14 protein-coding genes are annotated in these 17,365 nt (G+C 76.3%); 4 read left to right on the top strand and 10 right to left on the bottom strand.

The features are described from left to right. Positions 1–17: 17 nt before the first annotated feature. Positions 18–221, bottom strand: coding sequence for a hypothetical protein (locus tag ACQPX6_RS05120; protein WP_433785900.1), 204 nt, complete (start codon positions 219–221; stop codon positions 18–20). 99 nt (positions 222–320) lie between these two features. Between ACQPX6_RS05120 and ACQPX6_RS05115 the strand changes: the two genes are divergently transcribed. Next, on the top strand, positions 321–2,675 hold the full coding sequence (locus ACQPX6_RS05115; RefSeq protein WP_433785898.1) for a helicase-associated domain-containing protein: 2,355 nt from the start codon (positions 321–323) through the stop codon (positions 2,673–2,675). A gap of 110 nt (positions 2,676–2,785) precedes the next feature. On the opposite strand, the gene ACQPX6_RS05110 is transcribed toward ACQPX6_RS05115, so the two are convergent. Genes ACQPX6_RS05110 through ACQPX6_RS05095 form a run of 4 tightly spaced genes read right to left on the bottom strand, consistent with a single transcriptional unit; the run spans position 2,786 to position 8,796 of the window. Beyond that, positions 2,786–3,388 (bottom strand): GTP-binding protein, encoded by a 603-nt coding sequence (locus tag ACQPX6_RS05110; RefSeq protein ID WP_433785896.1) that lies wholly within the window; start codon positions 3,386–3,388, stop codon positions 2,786–2,788. Continuing rightward, complete coding sequence (locus ACQPX6_RS05105) at positions 3,369–4,043, bottom strand: DUF742 domain-containing protein (RefSeq protein WP_433785895.1); 675 nt, start codon at positions 4,041–4,043, stop codon at positions 3,369–3,371. The genes ACQPX6_RS05110 and ACQPX6_RS05105 overlap by 20 nt, the downstream gene beginning before the upstream one ends. A gap of 23 nt (positions 4,044–4,066) precedes the next feature. Beyond that, positions 4,067–4,489 (bottom strand): roadblock/LC7 domain-containing protein, encoded by a 423-nt coding sequence (locus tag ACQPX6_RS05100; protein ID WP_433785894.1) that lies wholly within the window; start codon positions 4,487–4,489, stop codon positions 4,067–4,069. Then, positions 4,486–8,796, bottom strand: a complete 4,311-nt coding sequence (locus ACQPX6_RS05095; protein ID WP_433785893.1) for a nitrate- and nitrite sensing domain-containing protein — start codon at positions 8,794–8,796, stop codon at positions 4,486–4,488. Before ACQPX6_RS05095 ends, ACQPX6_RS05100 begins: the two co-directional genes overlap by 4 nt. A 430-nt stretch (positions 8,797–9,226) precedes the next feature. Between ACQPX6_RS05095 and ACQPX6_RS05090 the strand changes: the two genes are divergently transcribed. Continuing rightward, entirely contained in the window at positions 9,227–10,939 is a 1,713-nt protein-coding gene (locus ACQPX6_RS05090; RefSeq protein ID WP_433785892.1) for a DNA repair helicase XPB, read from the top strand. On the opposite strand, the gene ACQPX6_RS05085 is transcribed toward ACQPX6_RS05090, so the two are convergent. After that, positions 10,936–11,382, bottom strand: coding sequence for an ester cyclase (locus tag ACQPX6_RS05085; RefSeq protein WP_433785890.1), 447 nt, complete (start codon positions 11,380–11,382; stop codon positions 10,936–10,938). The genes ACQPX6_RS05090 and ACQPX6_RS05085 overlap by 4 nt on opposite strands. 158 nt (positions 11,383–11,540) lie before the next feature. Here ACQPX6_RS05085 and ACQPX6_RS05080 point away from each other — a divergent pair, with 158 nt between their 5' ends. Together ACQPX6_RS05080 and ACQPX6_RS05075 are read left to right on the top strand one after the other, a co-directional pair. Further along, positions 11,541–12,116 carry an N-acetyltransferase family protein gene (locus ACQPX6_RS05080; protein ID WP_433785888.1) on the top strand — a complete coding sequence of 192 codons (576 nt, stop codon included), beginning with the start codon at positions 11,541–11,543 and terminating at the stop codon, positions 12,114–12,116. Positions 12,117–12,145: 29 nt separating this feature from the next. Beyond that, positions 12,146–12,688, top strand: coding sequence for a hypothetical protein (locus ACQPX6_RS05075; RefSeq protein WP_433785886.1), 543 nt, complete (start codon positions 12,146–12,148; stop codon positions 12,686–12,688). A 27-nt stretch (positions 12,689–12,715) separates the two neighbouring features. Here ACQPX6_RS05075 and ACQPX6_RS05070 read toward each other — a convergent pair whose 3' ends face one another. From ACQPX6_RS05070 to ACQPX6_RS05055, 4 genes are all read right to left on the bottom strand, one after another. Continuing rightward, a complete protein-coding gene (locus ACQPX6_RS05070; protein WP_433785885.1) occupies positions 12,716–13,153 on the bottom strand; it encodes a YccF domain-containing protein in 438 nt (145 codons plus the stop codon). A 36-nt stretch (positions 13,154–13,189) separates the two neighbouring features. Continuing rightward, positions 13,190–14,488 (bottom strand): MFS transporter, encoded by a 1,299-nt coding sequence (locus ACQPX6_RS05065; protein ID WP_433785884.1) that lies wholly within the window; start codon positions 14,486–14,488, stop codon positions 13,190–13,192. A 78-nt stretch (positions 14,489–14,566) separates the two neighbouring features. Further along, positions 14,567–15,601, bottom strand: coding sequence for a zinc-dependent alcohol dehydrogenase family protein (locus ACQPX6_RS05060; protein WP_433785883.1), 1,035 nt, complete (start codon positions 15,599–15,601; stop codon positions 14,567–14,569). Between the two features lie 4 nt (positions 15,602–15,605). Beyond that, positions 15,606–17,249, bottom strand: a complete 1,644-nt coding sequence (locus tag ACQPX6_RS05055) for an AMP-binding protein (protein ID WP_433785881.1) — start codon at positions 17,247–17,249, stop codon at positions 15,606–15,608. Between the last annotated feature and the right edge of the window lie 116 nt (positions 17,250–17,365).

Raw genomic sequence — 17,365 nt, 5'->3', positions numbered from 1 at the left:
GGCGACCCGGACGGTGGTCAGCGGTTGATCTCGGTGACCGGGTGCTCGTAGCCGAGCTGGTCGGCCGGGAGCGGGAACTCGGTCTCGCCGTACGGCGACGGGGAGCCCTGCGTGGGTGCCATGAGCTCGGTGATCGGGTGGCCGCCGTCGACCTCCGGCCACCAGGGGTCCTGGCGCGGCGTCTCGCTCGACTGCTCGCGGCCCTCGTCGTGGTCGGCCATGCCCGGCTCCTCCCGCATCCCACCCCGCCCGGTCGGCGGGGCTCCAGTCTGCCGCACCTCGGGGGTGCCCGCGCCGGTCCCCGACTACCGTGGGAGCCGATGTCCGGCCGGACCCTCCTCGAGCACCTGCGCGCCCAGGACGACGACACCCTGGGGGCGCTGCTGCGCGCGCGCCCGGACCTGGCGCTGCCGGCCCCCGCCGACACCGGGGTGGTGGCCACGCGGGCGAGCGTGCGGATGTCGGTCGGCCGCGTCTGCGAGGACCTCGACGCCTTCACCCTGCAGGTGGTCGACGCGCTGCTCGTGGTGCGCGCCGACGAGGCCGCGGTGGCGGTCGGCGACGTGCTCGCGCTGCTCGGCGCCGACCGCGTCGCCGACGGCCGCGCGGCGCTCGCCCGGCTCCAGGAGCGGGCGCTCGTCTGGCCCGACGGCTCCACCGTGGCCACGACGCTGCCGCGCGCCGACCCGGACGCCACCACGGGCCTGCGCGCCGTCCCCGCGCTGCGCGACGTCTCCGTGCGCTACCCCGGCGGCCTCGGCCGGCCCGCCCCCGAGTTCTCCGCGATCGCCACCGCCGACGACCCCGCCGCGGTCGTCGACGCGCTGGCCGCCGACGAGCGCGGGGTGGTCGAGGCGCTGGCCGCCGACGGTCCGGTGGGGCGCAGCCGCGCCCAGGGAGTCGACGATGGGCCGGTCGGGCGGCTGCTGGCCGCGGGCCTGCTGGTCCGCATCGACCTGGAGACCGTCGAGCTCACCCGCGAGGCCGCCCTCGGGGTGCGGGGCGACCGCCCCCTGGGAGACGTCCCGACCACCGACCCCATGCCCCCGCCGCGGCGGCACACGCCCGCCGACGTCGACGCCACCGCCGCCGGCGAGGTCCTGGAGCTCACGCGCCGCGCGGAGGCCGTGCTCACCGCGTGGTCGGCGCGCCCGCCCGCGGTGCTGCGCTCGGGCGGGCTCGGCGTGCGCGACCTGCGCCGCGTCGCCCGCGACCTGGGTCTCGACGAGGCCGGCGCGGCGCTGCTCGTCGAGGTGCTCGCCGGGGCCGGGCTGATCGCCGTCTCGGAGGGCGCCGACCCGGCCTGGACGCCGACCGTCACCGTCGACCGCTGGCTCGCCTCCGGGCCGGACCTGCGCTGGGTCGCGCTGGCCCGCGGCTGGCTGGACACCCCGCGCGCCCCGTCGCTCGTGGGTGCGCGCGACGTGGGCGACAAGCTCATCGGCCCGCTGTCCGACGAGGCGCGCCGGCCCTGGGCGCCCGCGCTGCGCCGCCGCGTGCTCGACCGGCTGCGCGAGTTCGACGACGGCGACGGCCCGCCCAGCACCGACGACCTCGTCGCCTCGCTGGCGTGGCGCGCGCCGCGCAAGGGCGGGCGCCAGCGCGACGAGATGGTCCGCACGGTGCTGCGCGAGGCGACGACGCTCGGGCTCGTCGCGCACGACGCGATCACCTCGGCCACCCGCGAGCTGCTCATCGTCGCCCGCGGCCCCGGCGACGACCCGGACGGCGCCGCGGCCGCCGCGCTGCGCCGCGCCCTGCCCGACCCCGTGGACCACGTGCTCCTGCAGGCCGACCTCACCGCGATCGCCCCGGGGCGCCTCGAGCCCGAGCTGGCCATGGCGCTCGACCGCGTCGCCGACGTCGAGTCCGCGGGCAGCGCCACGGTGTACCGCATCAGCGAGGCCACCGTGCGCAGGGCGCTCGATCTCGGGCAGACGGCCGGCGACCTGCACGAGCTGTTCGCCACCCGCTCGGCCACCCCGGTGCCCCAGGGCCTGACCTACATGGTCGACGACGTCGCCCGCCGCCACGGACGCCTGCGCGGCGGGGCGGCGGCGTCGTTCCTGCGCTCCGAGGACGAGGCGCTGGTCGCCGAGGTGCTCGCCCACCCCGAGGCCGAGCGTCTCGAGCTGCGCCGCATCGCGCCCACCGTGATCGTCAGCCCGCAGCCGCTCGCCGACGTGCTCGAGGCCCTGCGCGCCGCCGGGCTCTCGCCGGTGGCCGAGGACGACGTCGGCGGGGTGCTCGACCTGCGCCCCCGCGGCCGGCGCACCCCCGCCCGCCGCCCCGAGCGCGCGCACGGCACCACGCCGACGCTCTCGGGGGACCAGGTCACCGCGCTCGTCGCCCAGATGCGTGCCGGCGACCGCGCGGCGACGGCGTCACGGGGCCGCACCACCGGCGCGGGGTCCGGGCGCTCGGCGACGTCGGCGACGGTAGCTGTCCTGGCCGAGGCCGCCCGCACCGGGCGCAGCGTGTGGATCGGCTACGTCGACGCCCACGGCACGGCGTCCCAGCGCGTCGTGCGCCCCCTGCGCGTCGGCGGCGGGGTGCTGGAGGGTGTCGAGGGCACCGAGGACGACGGCGACACCAACGGCTCGACCATCGGCGCTGCCCCGCTGTCGTTCGCGCTGCACCGCATCACCTCGGTGAGCGTGCTCGCCGACCGCTAGCTCGCCACCCCGGACGAACGAACGGCGCTCTCGATGCTTCGGAAGCAGCGAGAGCGCCGTTCGTTCCGGGAGGGCGCGCGCAGATGGCGCAGCGCGGGGGCGAGCCGAGATCACGCCCGGGCGCCGACCGCCCAGACCTGCATCGCGTGCTCCACGAGCGCGATGAGCGCGTGCTTGGTCGACTCGCGGTCGCGGGCGTCCACCGTCAGCACCGGCACGGCGGGGTCGATGGCCAGCGCCTCGCGGACGTCCTCGAGGTCGTGGCGCAGCTGCCCGTCGAAGAGGTTGACGCCGAGGACGTAGGGCAGGCGCCGGTCCTCGAAGAAGTCGACCGCGGCGAAGCAGTCGGCGAGGCGGCGGGTGTCGGCGAGGACCACGGCGCCGATCGCGCCGCGCACGAGGTCGTCCCACATGAACCAGAACCGGTCCTGCCCGGGCGTGCCGAACAGGTAGAGGATCAGGTCGGAGTCGAGCGACACGCGCCCGAAGTCCATGGCGACCGTGGTGGTGCGCTTGTTCGGCACCGCCGAGAGGTCGTCGACGCCCGCGCTGGCGTCGGTCATCACGGCCTCGGTGGTCAGCGGGTCGATCTCCGAGACCGAGCCCACGAACGTCGTCTTGCCGACCCCGAACCCGCCGGCCACGACGATCTTGGCGGAGGTGGTGGTCGGGACAGGATCGGCCACGACCGGGTCAGAGCCGTCGAAGTCCACTCAACACCCTTTCCATCAGCGCCCGGTCCGGGACGTCGCCCGAGGTCGAGGCGGTCTGGTGCACCACGACGGTGCCCTGGGAGGCCATGTCGCCGATGAGCACCCGGGCCACGCCCAGCGGCAGCGTCAGCAACGCGGCCACCTCCGCGACCGATCGGGGCTCGCGGCACAGCTCGGCCACGGCGCGGTGCTCGTACCGCGGGATGCGCGACGGATCGCGGCCCGGGGTGCCGACCGAGACGAGGGTCTCGACGGCGAGGTCGTAGACCGGGCGGGTGCGCCCGCCGGTCCAGGCGTAGGGCCGGACGATCGCGACGTCCTCGTCGCGCTCGGCCGGCGACTCGGGCTCGGCGAGCTCGTGCCGCGGCGGCCCGGACCGGGGGACGCCGTAGGGCGCGGTCCGGGGCTCCCCGGGCGCCAGGGCGTGCGCGCCCTCAGCGCCCTCGCCGTCGAGGTGGCCGTCCGCGGCGAGGAAGCCCTCGGTGCCGTCGGGGTCCGGGCCGGGGCCCGCGCCGTCGTCCGGGGTCGCCGGCGTCTCGGGGGCGTCGCCCGCGCGCCGGCGCCGGAACAGCCCGCGCCGCTCGCCCTTCGGGCGCGGCGCGCCGCTGATCCCGTTGAGGACGTCGGCGAAGGACTCGCCGGGCTCATCGCTCACGGGTGGTCACCCCCTCGACGCGGTCATCGCACCGCCGACCCCTGCAGCTCGGCGCGGAGCTCGGGGGTCAGCAGCTGGCCGACACGGTCGACCAGCAACGTCATCTCGTACCCGACCAGCCCGATGTCGCAGTTCGGGGCGGCGAGGGTGGCCAGGCACGAGCCGTCGCTGATGGACATGAGGAGCACGATGCCGCGCTCCATCTCCACCACCGTCTGCACGACCTCGCCGGCCTCGAAGCAGCGAGCGGCGCCCTGCGTGAGGCTGATCAGTCCCGACGCCACCGCGGCGAGCTGGTCCGCGCGGTCGCGCGGCAGCCGGCTGGACGCGGTCAGCAGCAGCCCGTCGGCCGACACGACGACCGCGTGGGCCACCCCGGGCACCCGCTCGGCGAAGTTCGAGACCAACCAGCCGAAGCGGCTCGGCTGCGACTGGGCTCCGGTCACTGCTCCTCCTCATCCCCGGGGCGCGCGTCGGGCTCGCCCACGGTGTCGGCCGGCCGGGCACGCCGCGTGGTGCGCCCGTCCGTCACGCCCTGCTGGTAGCTCGCGAGACGACCGCGGATCGCCTCGGCACTGCGCCGCGGGATCGCGGGCCCCTCGCTGGGGGGCGCGGGACGCGCGGCGCCGGGCACGAGGTGCGCCCGCGGCCGGCGGCGGGGCAGCCCCGCCTCCGTGGTGCCCTCGCCCGTGCCGGCGTCGAGCGCGTCCGCGGTGGCGGCCGCGGCGCGCCAGCCCTCGTCGCCCGAGCTGGAGGCCCACTCGGCCTCGTCGGGTCCCGCCGCCGGCGGCGCCTCGCGGAACCACGCCGACGCGACCTCGTCGTAGATCGGCGTCCGCTCGCGCTGCGGCGTGCCTGCCCGCGTCGGCAGCCGCTCGGGCGCCGCGCGGCCGGGACGGGACCCGCCGTTGCCGGTGTGCCCGTTGCTCCCGTTGCTGCCGTTCGCCGCCGGGGCCGGGTCGAACAGGAGGCCGCCGTCGGACGTGGGGGCCGGCGATCCGACGGGCTGGCGCGGCGCGCGCCGCGGGAGCCCGCCGGTGGCCGGCGGGACGTCCGCGGGGCCATCTGCCGGGCCGTCGCCGGCCGGGGTGGCCGGGGTGGCGGGGGGCTCGACGTCCTCGGGGGCCTGCTCGGGGGCCTGCTCGGACACCGCCGGGGCGACGGGCTCGTCGACCCGGCCCGGCGCCTCCGCCGGCTCCGGAGCCTCGTCGGCCGGGCTGCCGGTGGGACGGCGCGGGCGCAGGCGCGGGGCCAGACCGGGCGCGAAGGGCACCCCGCTGGGCGGCAGCCGCCGCCCCGGCGAGCGCCGCTCCAGGGGCTCGCTCTCGGGGGCGTCCGGGGCCGCCGCCTCGGGCGCCTCGGCGTCCTCGGCCTCCGGGTCGGGGTCCGGCAGGGGGTCGGCGCCGACCGCGGGGGCGATCACGGTGTCGGCACTGCCGGCGACCGGCTCGTCGGACGCCGGGGTCTCCGGCGCCTCCGGCGCCTCCTGGGCCTCCGTGGCGGCCGGCTCCGGCTCGGCCGGGCGGGGCTGGGTCTGGACGACCCGGGGCCGCAGCGGGAACGTGCCCCGCCGCGTGGTGCCGGGCTCGCGGGTCGGCAGCGGCGCGGCCGTGTCCTGCGCCGGCGTCTCCGCGGGCGGCTCCGGCTCGGCCGGGATCGCCACACCGGCCGTGCCGGGCGTGACCCGGTCGTGGTCGCGGTCGCCGGTCACCTGGTCGCCGACGTCGGGGATGTCGGGGATGTCGGTGCCCTCGGTGAGGTCGGCGGGCTCGACGGCGTCGGCGGGGACCTCCTCCGGCGCGTCCTCGCGCGCCGCCGCTCCGGCGTCGTCCGTGGCCGGGGGCATCGGCCCGCCGGGCGGCGGGACGACGGGGGCGCCGTTCCACATCGGCGGGCCGGCGGCGGGGCCGCGGGGCGGGCCGGCGGGGCCCTGCGGGCCACCGGGTCCGCGCCCGGGCGGGGGACCCGCCGGGGCACCGGGACCGCGCCAGCCGGGAGGCGGACCCCCGGGACGGCCGCCGGGCGGCGGCCCCCAGCCGGGACCGCCCTGACCGCCGGGGCCACCCGGACCACCGGGCCCCGTGGGACCGCCCTGCAGTCCGACCGGCGCGCCGGGACGCTGCTGCTGCTGCGGCTGCTGCTGCGGCGGCGGTCCGGGCGGCGGGCCGGTGGGACGCAGGACGTGGCGCCCGGAGGGCTCGGGGTCGTCCTCGCCGGCGCCCTCGGCGGGTGCCTGCTCGGGGACCTCGTCGGCCTCCTCGACCGCCTCGCGGTCGTCGACCGGGGCGTCCTCGTCGTCCCCGTCGCGCGGGCGCCGCCGGCGGGCCGCGGCCGCGCCGATCAGCGCCGCCGACCCCGCGGCCGCGGTGCCGCCGACCATGCCGTGACGGCTGCCCTCGCCCTGCTCCGGTGCCTCGTCCTCGGGGGCCGCCTCGGGCGCGGACGCGGTCGGGGCCTCGGCGGGCGCGCCCTCGGGACCGCGCGGCGGGCCCTGCTCCGGATGGCGCGGGCGTCCGGGACCTCTGGAGCCCTGGCCGCCGGGGATCCCGTGGCCGTTGCGCGCCCCGTTGGTCGCCCCGCGGCGCGGCAGCGACGGGCGCGCGCCCTCGTCGGACCCGGCCTCCGGGTCGACGCCGGGCGAGAAGAACGAGCCCGCGCCCGGGGGACGCTGCCCCCGCTGCGGCAGGCCGGTGCCGGTGCGCCCCTGCTCGGGGACGCGCGGCCGACCGCCGGGCACCGCCGGCGCGCCGTCGGGCACGACGGCGAGCACCGCGGTGGCGGGCACGAGGGCCGTCGCGACGACCCCGCCCTCCTCGCGGTTGCGCAGCGAGACGGCGATGCCGTGGCGGGTGGCCAGGCGGCCGACCACGAACAGGCCCATCCGCCGCGAGGCCGACACGTCGACCGTCGGCGGCGACTCGAGCTTGGTGTTCGCCTCGTGCAGGTCCTCCTCGCTCATGCCCACGCCGGCGTCGACGATCTCGACGAGGACGCTGCCGTCGGCGTTCTGCGTGGCCCGGACCTGCACCCGGGTGTCCGGCGCGGAGAACGTGGTGGCGTTCTCGAGCAGCTCGGCGACGAGGTGCACGACGTCGTTGGCGGTGCGCCCGAGCAGCTGGGCCTGGGGCGGCGGGGCGAGGTCGATGCGCGGGTACTGCTCGACCTCGGACGCGGCCGCGCGCAGCACGTCGACCAGCGGCACCGGCTTGCTGCCGCGCCGCGAGAGGTCGGTGCCCGAGAGCACGAGCAGGTTCTCGGAGTTGCGGCGCATGCGCGTCGCGAGGTGGTCGAGCTGGAAGAGGTTGGAGAGCGCCTCCGGGTCCTCCTCGGAGTTCTCCAGCTGCTCGATGAGCCGCAGCTGGCGCTCGACCAGCGCCTGCGAGCGCCGCGACAGGTTGATGAAGATCGAGTTGAACGCCGTCCGGAGACCGGCCTGCTCGGCGGCCAGGCGTACCGCCTGCTCGTGCACCTGGTCGAACGCGCGCGCGACCTGGCCGATCTCCTCGCGGGTGGTGATCGGCGTCGGGACGATCGTGGTGTCGGGGGCCTCGCCCTCGCGCAGGCTGCGCACGGCCTGCGGGAGGCGGCGCTCGGCGACGTCGAGGGCGGTGCGGCGCAGCAGGCGCAGCGGGCGCAGCAGCGAGCGGGTGACGAAGAAGACCACCGCGGCGCCGGCCAGCAGGGCGAGCAGCAGGATCACCGACGAGATGCCGGCCCCGTTGCGGGCGTCCTGCTGCAGCGTGGAGGCCTGGCCCTGGAGCTGGCCGCGCAGCTGCTCGGCCACGCCGCCGACCCGGTCCTCGACCGCGCCGGACGCGCGCTCCCAGTCGGGCCCCGACACCTGCAGCGGCAGGCCGGCGGCACCGCGCCCGAGCACGACCTGCGCCAGCAGGTCGCGGTTGTCCACGTCCGGGCCGACGACGGCGTCGGCGAGGCCGGCGTCGGCGCTGCCGACCGCGGACCGGAAGTCGTCGACGGCGATCGAGCGGCGCAGCGTGGCGTTGCGCGCCTGGTCGATCGACGGCGCGTCGATGCGCCCCGCGGCGATGCCGGCGGCGACGACGGCCTGGACGTAGGCGTCCTCCTCGCGCACCACCGACAGCGAGTAGAGCCCGGACGACAGCCCGGCGACGCTGGGGTCGGCGGCCTCGCGGGAGAGCGAGCGGTCGAACACCTCGAGGGTGTCGACGGTCTCGGTGTAGCGGGCGATCGCGCCGGCGGCGTCCACCCGGCCGTCGACGACGTCGTCGCGCAGCCGGTCGAGCTGGTCGAGCTCGCCGTCGGCCTGGTCGAAGGAGGTGATGGTCTGCTGGTCGAGCGAGTCCGCGCCGCCGGCCGCGCGCCGCAGCTCCGAGACCGCGTCGCGGGTGATGCCGATGCGCTCCTCGACCGGCCCCGACCCGCCCGCGCGTCCGGAGGCCACGTAGACCGCGGCCGCGGAGCGCTCGGCCGCGAGGTCGTCGAGGACCTGCGACGTGCGGTCCTCCAGCGACACCGCCTGCTGGACGCTGTCGTAGGACGCCGCCTCGTCGGTCTGCTCGACGATGCGCAGCACGCCCAGGACCACCACGAACAGCGTGGGGACCAGCAGGACGGCGGCGAGCTTGACCGGCAGGCTCCAGTTGCGCAGCGCCAGCCGCTCGTTCCAGTCGCCGCCGGACCGCTCGTCGGGCCGCGGGTCGCGCCCCTCGCTGCCGTACCGGACCGAGGCGCGGTCGGGCGTGCGGTCGGGCGCTCGCTCGGTGGTGGTCACGGACGGGTCCTCCCGGTTCCGCCGGTCGGTCGGACTTCGCCCGGCACTCCCCCGCGCCGAACACGTCCCTGGTCGACGCTGGGTGACCAGTCATGGTCTATGGTCGCGACCGACCGCACCGGACCGCGGCACGTGGGTGACGCCGCGCTGGCGCGCGGGTACCCGCGGTCAGCATGGTCGGGGAGCAGGTCGGTCGAGAGCATCAGCGTGGTCAGGCGTCCCTGGCGTCGGCGCGGGTGACGCCGACGAGTCGGGCCGTCACCCATCGTGGGCGGGGTCGAGCGGGGCCACTGTATCCGCCGTGCGCCCGGGAATGTCCGGCACCGCCGGGACGCTCCCCGAGCGGTGTCCCCGCTCCGGTCGACGGCGCGCCCCGCCGACGGGGGAGAATGGGACGGACCACCCGTCGATGTGCCCGGAGGTCGAGAGGTTGAGCCAGCCCGGCAACGGACCGCTCATCGTGCAGTCCGACAAGACCCTGCTGCTGGAGGTCGACCACGAGGCCGCCCCCGCCGCTCGTCAGGCGATCGCGCCGTTCGCCGAGCTCGAGCGCGCCCCCGAGCACGTCCACACCTACCGCGTCACCCCGCTCGCGCTGTGGAACGCCCGCGCCGCGGGCCACGACGCCGAGCAGGTCGTGGACGCGCTCGTGCAGTACAGCCGCTACGCGGTGCCCCAGGCGCTGCTCGTCGACGTCGTCGACACGATGGGCCGCTACGGGCGCCTGCAGCTGACGAACTCCCCGGTCCACGGCCTGGTCATGATCTCCAACGACCGTGCCGTGCTCGAGGAGGTCCTGCGCAACAAGAAGATCAGCCCGATGATCGGCGACCGCATCGACGACGACACCGTCGTGGTGCACCCGTCGGAGCGCGGGCGGCTCAAGCAGGCGCTGCTCAAGGTCGGCTGGCCCGCCGAGGACCTCGCGGGCTACGTCGACGGCGAGGCGCACGCCATCGAGCTCGACCAGTCCGACTGGGAGCTGCGCGACTACCAGGCCGACGCCGTCGAGGGCTTCTGGCACGGCGGCTCGGGCGTGGTCGTGCTGCCCTGCGGGGCCGGCAAGACGCTGGTGGGCGCCGCGGCGATGGCGCGGGCCGGGGCCACGACGCTGATCCTCGTCACCAACACGGTGGCCGGGCGGCAGTGGAAGCGCGAGCTGATCGCGCGCACGTCGCTCACCGAGGAGGAGATCGGCGAGTACTCCGGGGAGCGCAAGGAGATCCGCCCCGTCACCATCGCGACCTACCAGGTGATGACCCGCAAGACCAAGGGCGAGTACCGGGCGCTGGAGCTGTTCGACTCCCGCGACTGGGGGCTGATCATCTACGACGAGGTCCACCTGCTGCCCGCGCCGGTGTTCCGCATGACCTCGGACCTCCAGTCGCGCCGCCGCCTCGGGCTCACCGCGACGCTGGTGCGCGAGGACGGCCGCGAGGGCGACGTCTTCTCGCTCATCGGGCCCAAGCGCTACGACGCGCCGTGGCGCGACATCGAGTCCCAGGGCTGGGTGGCGCCCGCCGACTGCGTCGAGGTCCGCGTGACCATGACCGACAACGAGCGGATCATCTACGCCACCGCCGAGGCCGAGGAGCGCTACCGGCTCTGCGCCTGCGCGCGCACCAAGATCCCGGTGGTCAAGAGCATCCTCGAGCGCCACCGCGGCGAGCCCGCGCTGGTCATCGGCGCCTACCTCGACCAGCTCGACGAGCTCGGCGTCGCGCTCGACGCCCCGGTGATCCAGGGCTCGACGAAGAACAAGGAGCGCGAGTCCCTGTTCGACCAGTTCCGGCGCGGGGAGATCCCTGTGCTGGTCGTGTCGAAGGTCGCGAACTTCTCCATCGACCTGCCCGACGCCTCGGTCGCGATCCAGGTGTCGGGGACGTTCGGGTCCCGACAGGAGGAGGCCCAGCGCCTCGGCCGCATCCTGCGACCCAAGGGCGACGGTCGCCAGGCGCACTTCTACTCCGTGGTGGCCCGCGACTCGGTCGACGCGGAGTACGCCGCGCACCGCCAGCGCTTCCTCGCCGAGCAGGGCTACGCCTACCGGATCGTCGACGCCGACGACCTGCTCGGTCCGGTGATCCCGGACGTCGAGAGCGAGGGCGAGCCGGAGTCGGAGAGGCCCGACCCGTCGAGCTAGGCGGTCGTCAGCGCGACCGCGCCGAGGCCGTGGAGGAGCCCGAGCTCGTCGGCGACCATGACGATGCCGCTGATCCGGTCCCCGGTCAGCGTCAGCACGTCGATCACGCGGACGTCGACGGGCCGGCCCGTGGCCGGGACGTCGCCCAGCGCCGTCGGGGCGGGGCCGGTGTGCGTCCCGCGCAGCCGGAACGCGATCACGAGCCGGCCGGGCGCGTCGACCCGGTCGAGCAGGTGGTGGTGCATGCCGCTGTAGGCCGCCTGCGTCCGCCGCGCGCGGGCGACGAGGTCGGTGAGGGCCGTCGTCGTCCCGTTGAGCTCGACCGGGTCGGTGTAGACGGCGGCGAAGGCCCGCAGCGCCTCGGCGTCGTCCTCGGGCAGCGGCGTCGACCACAGGCCCATGAGGCGGTCGGCGAGGTCGGCGGTGTCGGGCGGGGCGGTCACGGGGTCCTCCGCGGGTGGCAGGCCCCACCACGCTAGGGACGGTCCGGGGCGGCGAGAACCGCCGATCGGCCGTGCACCGCGACATGGGGAACGGCGCGCCGCGAGATGGGGAGCGCTCACCGACGAGGTGACGACCCCTCGCGCCGCACCCTCGCTCCATGACCGTCATCGACTTCCCCGCCCCGACCACCCCGACCCACCCGACCAGCGCGACAGCGAGGTCCCGGCACCGCGGCAGCCCGCCGACGGTGACCCTGCGCGAGCTGGGGCACGGCGAGACCGCTGTGCTCGACGCGGTGTTCGCCGGCCTGTCGGCGCACAGCCGCTACCTGCGCTTCCACGGCGCCACCCCGCGCATGACCGGGGCGGTGCGGCGCAAGCTCGCCGCCGTCGACGGCCGGCGCCACCTCGCCGTCGCCGCCTTCGCCCCCGACGGAACCCCGGTCGGGATCGCGCGGCTCATGTCGACGGGCCTCCGTGAGGTCGAGCTGGCCATCGAGGTCGTCGACGCCTGGCAGGGACGCGGCGTCGGACGCCGGCTGCTCACCGCGGTCGCCTCGCGAGGCCGGGCGCAGGGCTACTCGCGCCTCGTCGCCGACGTGCTCGCCGAGAACGTCGGCGTGCGCGTCCTCGTCGCCTCCGTGCTCCCGGTGATCGCCGTGGAGACCGCCGGCCACGTGGTCACCCTCACCGCCGCCCTGCGCCCCGCCACCCCGCTCGCCGCCGTCGCCTGAGCACGACCCGACACCCCCTGGAGCCACCGATGACCACGACCCTCACCACCGGCCTGACCGCCCTCACCACCGCCCTCGACGCCGCCGTCCGCGACACCGCGCCGGGCCTCGCGCGCGTCGACGCCGTCGGCCACGCCCTGGCCCCGCACCTCGGCGATCCACGATTGCTCACGCCGGCGCAGTGCGTCGGCGACCCGGCCCACTACCGCCAGCACGTGCTGCACGTCGCGGGCGACGGCGCGTTCTCCCTGGTCGCGCTGGTGTGGCTGCCGGGGCAGAGCACCCCGGTCCACGACCACCTCTCGTGGTGCGTGGTCGGCGTGCACAGCGGCGAGGAGCACGAGACGCGCTACCGCCTCGACGGCGGCCGGCTCGTCGCCACCGGCGAGGACGTCGCCGGGCCCGGCACCGTCACCGGGCTGCTGCCGCCCGGCGACATCCACCGGGTGACCAGCACCGGGCCGGGCACGACGATCTCGCTGCACGTCTACGGCGTCGACGTCACCCGCCGCGGCTCGAGCATCCGGCGGCGGTACGACCAGCCCGAGATGTCAGCGAAGTGGCGTCGCTGACACTGGACGTCCGTATCGGTACTTCGATCACCGGCGCGTCGGCGCCGGGGTGCGGTGGTCACCGACCGCGAAGGCCGCCGCGTCCTCGGTGTCGACGATGCGGCGGCCCAGCGGCGTCAGCGAGACCGGGATGAGCTTGAGGTTCGCCCAGGCGAAGGGGATGCCGACGATCGTGATGGCCAGCGCGATCGCCGTCACGACGTGCCCGAGCGCCAGCCACCAGCCCGCGACGACGAACCAGACGATGTTGCCCAGCGTCGAGCCCAGGCCCGCGTCGCCCCGGCGCTCGATCCGGCTGCCGAACGGCCACAGCGCGAACAGGGCGATGCGGAACGAGGCGATGCCCCACGGGATCGTGATGATGAGGACGCAGCAGATCACGCCCGCGACGACGTAGCCCAGGGCCATCCACACCCCCGCCAGCACGAGCCAGACGAGGTTGAGCAGGGTCCGGAGCAGCGCCATGTCCCCCAGCGTGCCACCACCCGCCCGGTTCGTCCCCTACGTCAGCTCGCGGCCCTTGGTCTCGGGCAGCGTCAGGATGATGACGAAGGCGATCAGCGCGCCGGCGGAGACGTACCAGAAGAAGAGGTCGGGCCGCCCCGCGCTCGACAGCGCCGCGATCAACAGGGGCGCGGTGCCACCGAAGATCGCGACCGTGAGGTTGTACCAGGCACCGATGCCCAGGGCGCGGAGCTCGGTCGGGAAGATCTCGCTCATGATCGCGGGCGCGATGGAGGAGAACACCGCGTAGAGCCCCAGCCCGACCGAGAACACGATGATCAGGTTGATCAGCGGCGGTCGATCGGTGATCAGCAGGCTCAGGGGCACCGTGAGCACGGTGAACGCCGCCGACCACACGAGCATCTGCGGTTTGCGGCCGAACCTGTCCGCGAGGGCACCCATCGGGTACTGCAGGACGATGAAGACGACGGTGCCGATCGAGAGGGCGAGGAACACGTCGCTCCCGGGGGCACCCCGGAACTGCACCGCGAACGGCGTCAGCGCGCTGAAGAACGTGTAGTAGCACAGCGTCGAGAGCAGCGTGAACCCGAAGAGCTGCAGCACCGAGCGCGGGTAGTGCGTGAGCGTCCGGAGCAGCGGGTTCTTGGTGCTCCGCGCCTTCTCGACGTTCTCCTCGAACTGCTCGGTCTCGACCAGGGTGCGGCGCAGCCAGAGCCCGACGATGCCCAGCACGCCGCCCACGGCGAACGCGATGCGCCACCCGTACGACTCGAGCTCGGGACGGTCGAGCTGTGTGGTGAGCAGCAGGCCGAGCAGCGACGCGGCCAGCAGCGCCGTGCCCGTGGAGATGTAGAAGAAGCTCGAGTAGCGCCCGCGGCGCGCCGGCGGGGCGATCTCGGCGAGGTAGGCGCTGGCGTTGGAGACCTCGCCCCCGAGCGAGAGCCCCTGCGCGATACGGGCGAGCAGCAGCAGGATCGGCGCGAGCCAGCCGACCACCGAGTAGGTCGGCAGCACGGCGATGAGCAGCGAGCCGCCCGCCATCAGCATGATCGTCACGAGCATGGCGAACTTGCGTCCGCGCAGGTCGGCGAGCCGCCCGAGGATCACCCCGCCCAGCGGACGGAAGAAGAACGCGAGCGCGTACGTGCTCGTCGTGCCGATGAGCGCGAGCGTCGGGTTGCTCTTGTCGAAGAACTGCGAGGAGAAGTAGACGGCGAACGTCGCGTAGATCGTCCAGTCGAACCACTCGACCGCGTTGCCGATGCTCGCCGCGACGAGCGTGCGCACCGGCAACCGGTGGCGCTCGGTACTCGTCGGATCGGACACCTGACTCATCCGTGCTCCTCCCGCTCGCCCCCGTGCGACGCACCGTAGGCGACCGGGCGCTCCCGGTACAGGAACCGGGCATCCGGGCTATTCGGCGGTGATCGCGACCTTCCCGCGCGCGCCGGCGTCGGCCACCTCGTAGGCGCGCGCGGCGTCGGCGAGCGCGAACCGGTCGGTGACCACGCGCTCCGGGTGCAGGTCCCAGCGCACGAGGCGCTCGAGGAGCTCGGCCATCCGCCACGTGGGCGCCACCCAGGAGCCGTGGACGGTGAGCTGGCGGTGGATGAGGACCTCGCTCACGTCGACGGTCAGCGTCGCCCCCTCGCCGACCAGGGCGCAGCGGCCGTGCCGACGGGTGTGGCGCAGCGCGGTGAGCTGGGCGGCGCCGACCCCGGAGCAGTCGACGGTGACCTCGGCGCCGTCGCCGAGCAGGTCGTCCAGATCCCCGTCCACACCGTCGTCGGACTCCACCGCGGCGTCCACGGCGCCGAGGTCGCGGGCCAGCGCGCGGCGCTCCGGCGACGGGTCGGTGCCGACCACCCACGGCGAGCCCATCGCCGACGCCAGCATCCCCACGGCCAGTCCGACCGGGCCGAGCCCGGTGACGAGGACCTGCTCGCCGCCCGCCAGCGCCACCCGGCACAGCGCCTCGTAGGCGGTGGCGAACCCGCAGGCCACGCACGCGCCGTCGAGGAAGGTCAGGGCGTCGGGCAGGACGAGGAGGTCGCGCTCCTCGGCCAGCAGGAGGTCGGCGTGCCCGCCGTCCCGCTGCCAGCCGTAGGCCGCACGCCGCGGCGAGGTGCAGCTGATCTGGTAGCCGCGCCGGCACTCGTCGCACTGCCCGCAGCCGCTGATGTGGTGGACGACGACGCGGTCGCCGGGGCGCACCCGCGCCACGTCCGGCCCGACGGCGACGACCTGCCCGCACGGCTCGTGCCCGCCGATCACGTCCCGGTAGGCCTCGGGCCCCTCGCCGAGGTGCTCGCGGTAGATCGCCCGCAGGTCGCTGCCGCAGATCGTGGACGCGCGCACGCCGACGACGACCTGGCCCGGGCCCGGCTCGGGGTCGGGCACCTCGCGCAGGTCGACCCGGCGTCCGCCGGGCAGGTACACGCCCCGCACCGCCTCATCCCCTCTCGACCGCCCACTGGCGCAGCGTCGCGGCCTTGATCTTGGTGCCGTTGGTGCCCGACGTCGTCGGCATGGCGTCGACGACGTGCACCGCCGCCGGCACCTTGAACCCCGCCAGGACCTCCCGGCACCACCGCGCCAGATCCTCCCCCGCGGGCGCGCTCCCCGCCGTCGCGACGACGAACCCGACCGCGCGCGTCGCCCCGTCCGCGTCGGGCACCCCGACGACCTTGGCCGTCGCGACGTCGGGGTGGGCGGCCAGCCGGCGCTCGATCTCGGCGGGGTCGACGAGGAATCCGCGCAGGCGCAGCGCGTCCCCCCGGCGGCAGACGTAGACGAACGCGCCCTCGTCGACGAGCACGCCGAGGTCGCCCGAACGGAACCAGCCGTCGGCGGTGAACGCGTCGGGCACCTCGGCGCCCAGGTAGGCGTCGACCACGGCGGGCCCGCGGAACTGCAGCTCGCCCTCCTGGCCGGGCTCCCGGACGGCCTCGGTGTCGGGGTCGACGACCCGGACCGCGATGTCCGGGTGCACCACGCGCCCGCCGCCGGCGAGGCACGCGGGCGCGGGCTCGTCGTCGGGCCAGGTCGCGGTGAGGGCGAAGACCTCCGACGAGCCGTAGACGCCGGCGACACGGGTCCCGAACTCGCCCAGCCAGGCCGCCAGCTCGTGCGACCGGCCCTGGAAGTCGGCGACACCCCACCAGCGCCAGCTCGACAGGTCGCGGGGCCGTGCCGACCACGCCGCGCGCAGGCGCAGGACGAGGTCGTCGCCGCTGGCCAGGTGGGTGACCCGGTGCGCCGCGACGTGGTCGAGCACGCGGTCGGCGTCGAACGTCGGCTCGAGCAGGACCGCCGCGCCGGCCGCGAGCCCGGCCATCGCCGCGTTGTAGCCGAACACCCCGGACAGCGGCAGCGCCCCGAGCACCACGTCGCCCTCGCCCAGCCCGAGCACCGCGGCGTCGGCGACGGCGTGGGCGAGCACGGCGGCGCCGGTGTGCGCAGCGAGCTTGGGCAGGCCCGTGGAGCCCGACGTCGTGAACGCGACCGCCAGCGCAGTCGGGTCCGACGGCGCGGGCTCCGGGCCGTCGTCGCGCCGCGGGGTCCAGGCGCCCGCGCCGACGTCGGAGGTCTCCGGCTCGGGCGCCGGCCCGCCCGGACCGGTGATGACGGCGACCTCGGGGACCACGCCCGCCCGCGCCACCGCGTCGCGCAGCGTGGCGAGCAGGTCGAGCCCGTGGAAGCCCTGGGCGAGCGCGACCAGGCGCGGCCGGGCGCGCTCGAGGACGTGCGCGGCCTCCTCCACCCCGTAGCGGGTGTTGACGCCGACGACGTGCGCGCCGCGGGCCGCCGCCGCGGCCTGCCACACGATCGCGTCGCTCCAGTTCGGCATCCACACCGCCACCGCGTCGCCGGGGCCGACGCCGTGCTCGCGGAGCTCCTCGGCCAGGGCGCGGGTGCGGCGCCACAGCTCCCCGCGGGTCACCGGGTGGACGGCGCCGTCCGGGGTCGCGTCCAGCACGGCGGTGACCGCGGGGTCGCGACGGGCGAGCCGGCCGAGCAGGTCCGGCAGGTCGACGGGCACCTCGCCCGGCGCGGGGAGCGCGGACACGGCGTGCGGCACGGGGGCGGTCGCCACCGGCCCAGCCTAAGGCGCGCGGGGCGCGGGTCCTCGGAGATCACGGGCACCGGGTGCACCGCGCGCACCTGCCCGACGTCGACGAGGTGCCCGTGATCACCGCGTCGGGCGTGGTT

The sequence above is a fragment of the Actinomycetospora sp. CA-101289 genome (assembly GCF_050955895.1).
Taxonomy (GTDB): domain Bacteria; phylum Actinomycetota; class Actinomycetes; order Mycobacteriales; family Pseudonocardiaceae; genus Actinomycetospora.
Note: the sequence above shows the minus strand (reverse complement) of the source record. Positions and strands in the feature narration are given on the sequence as shown.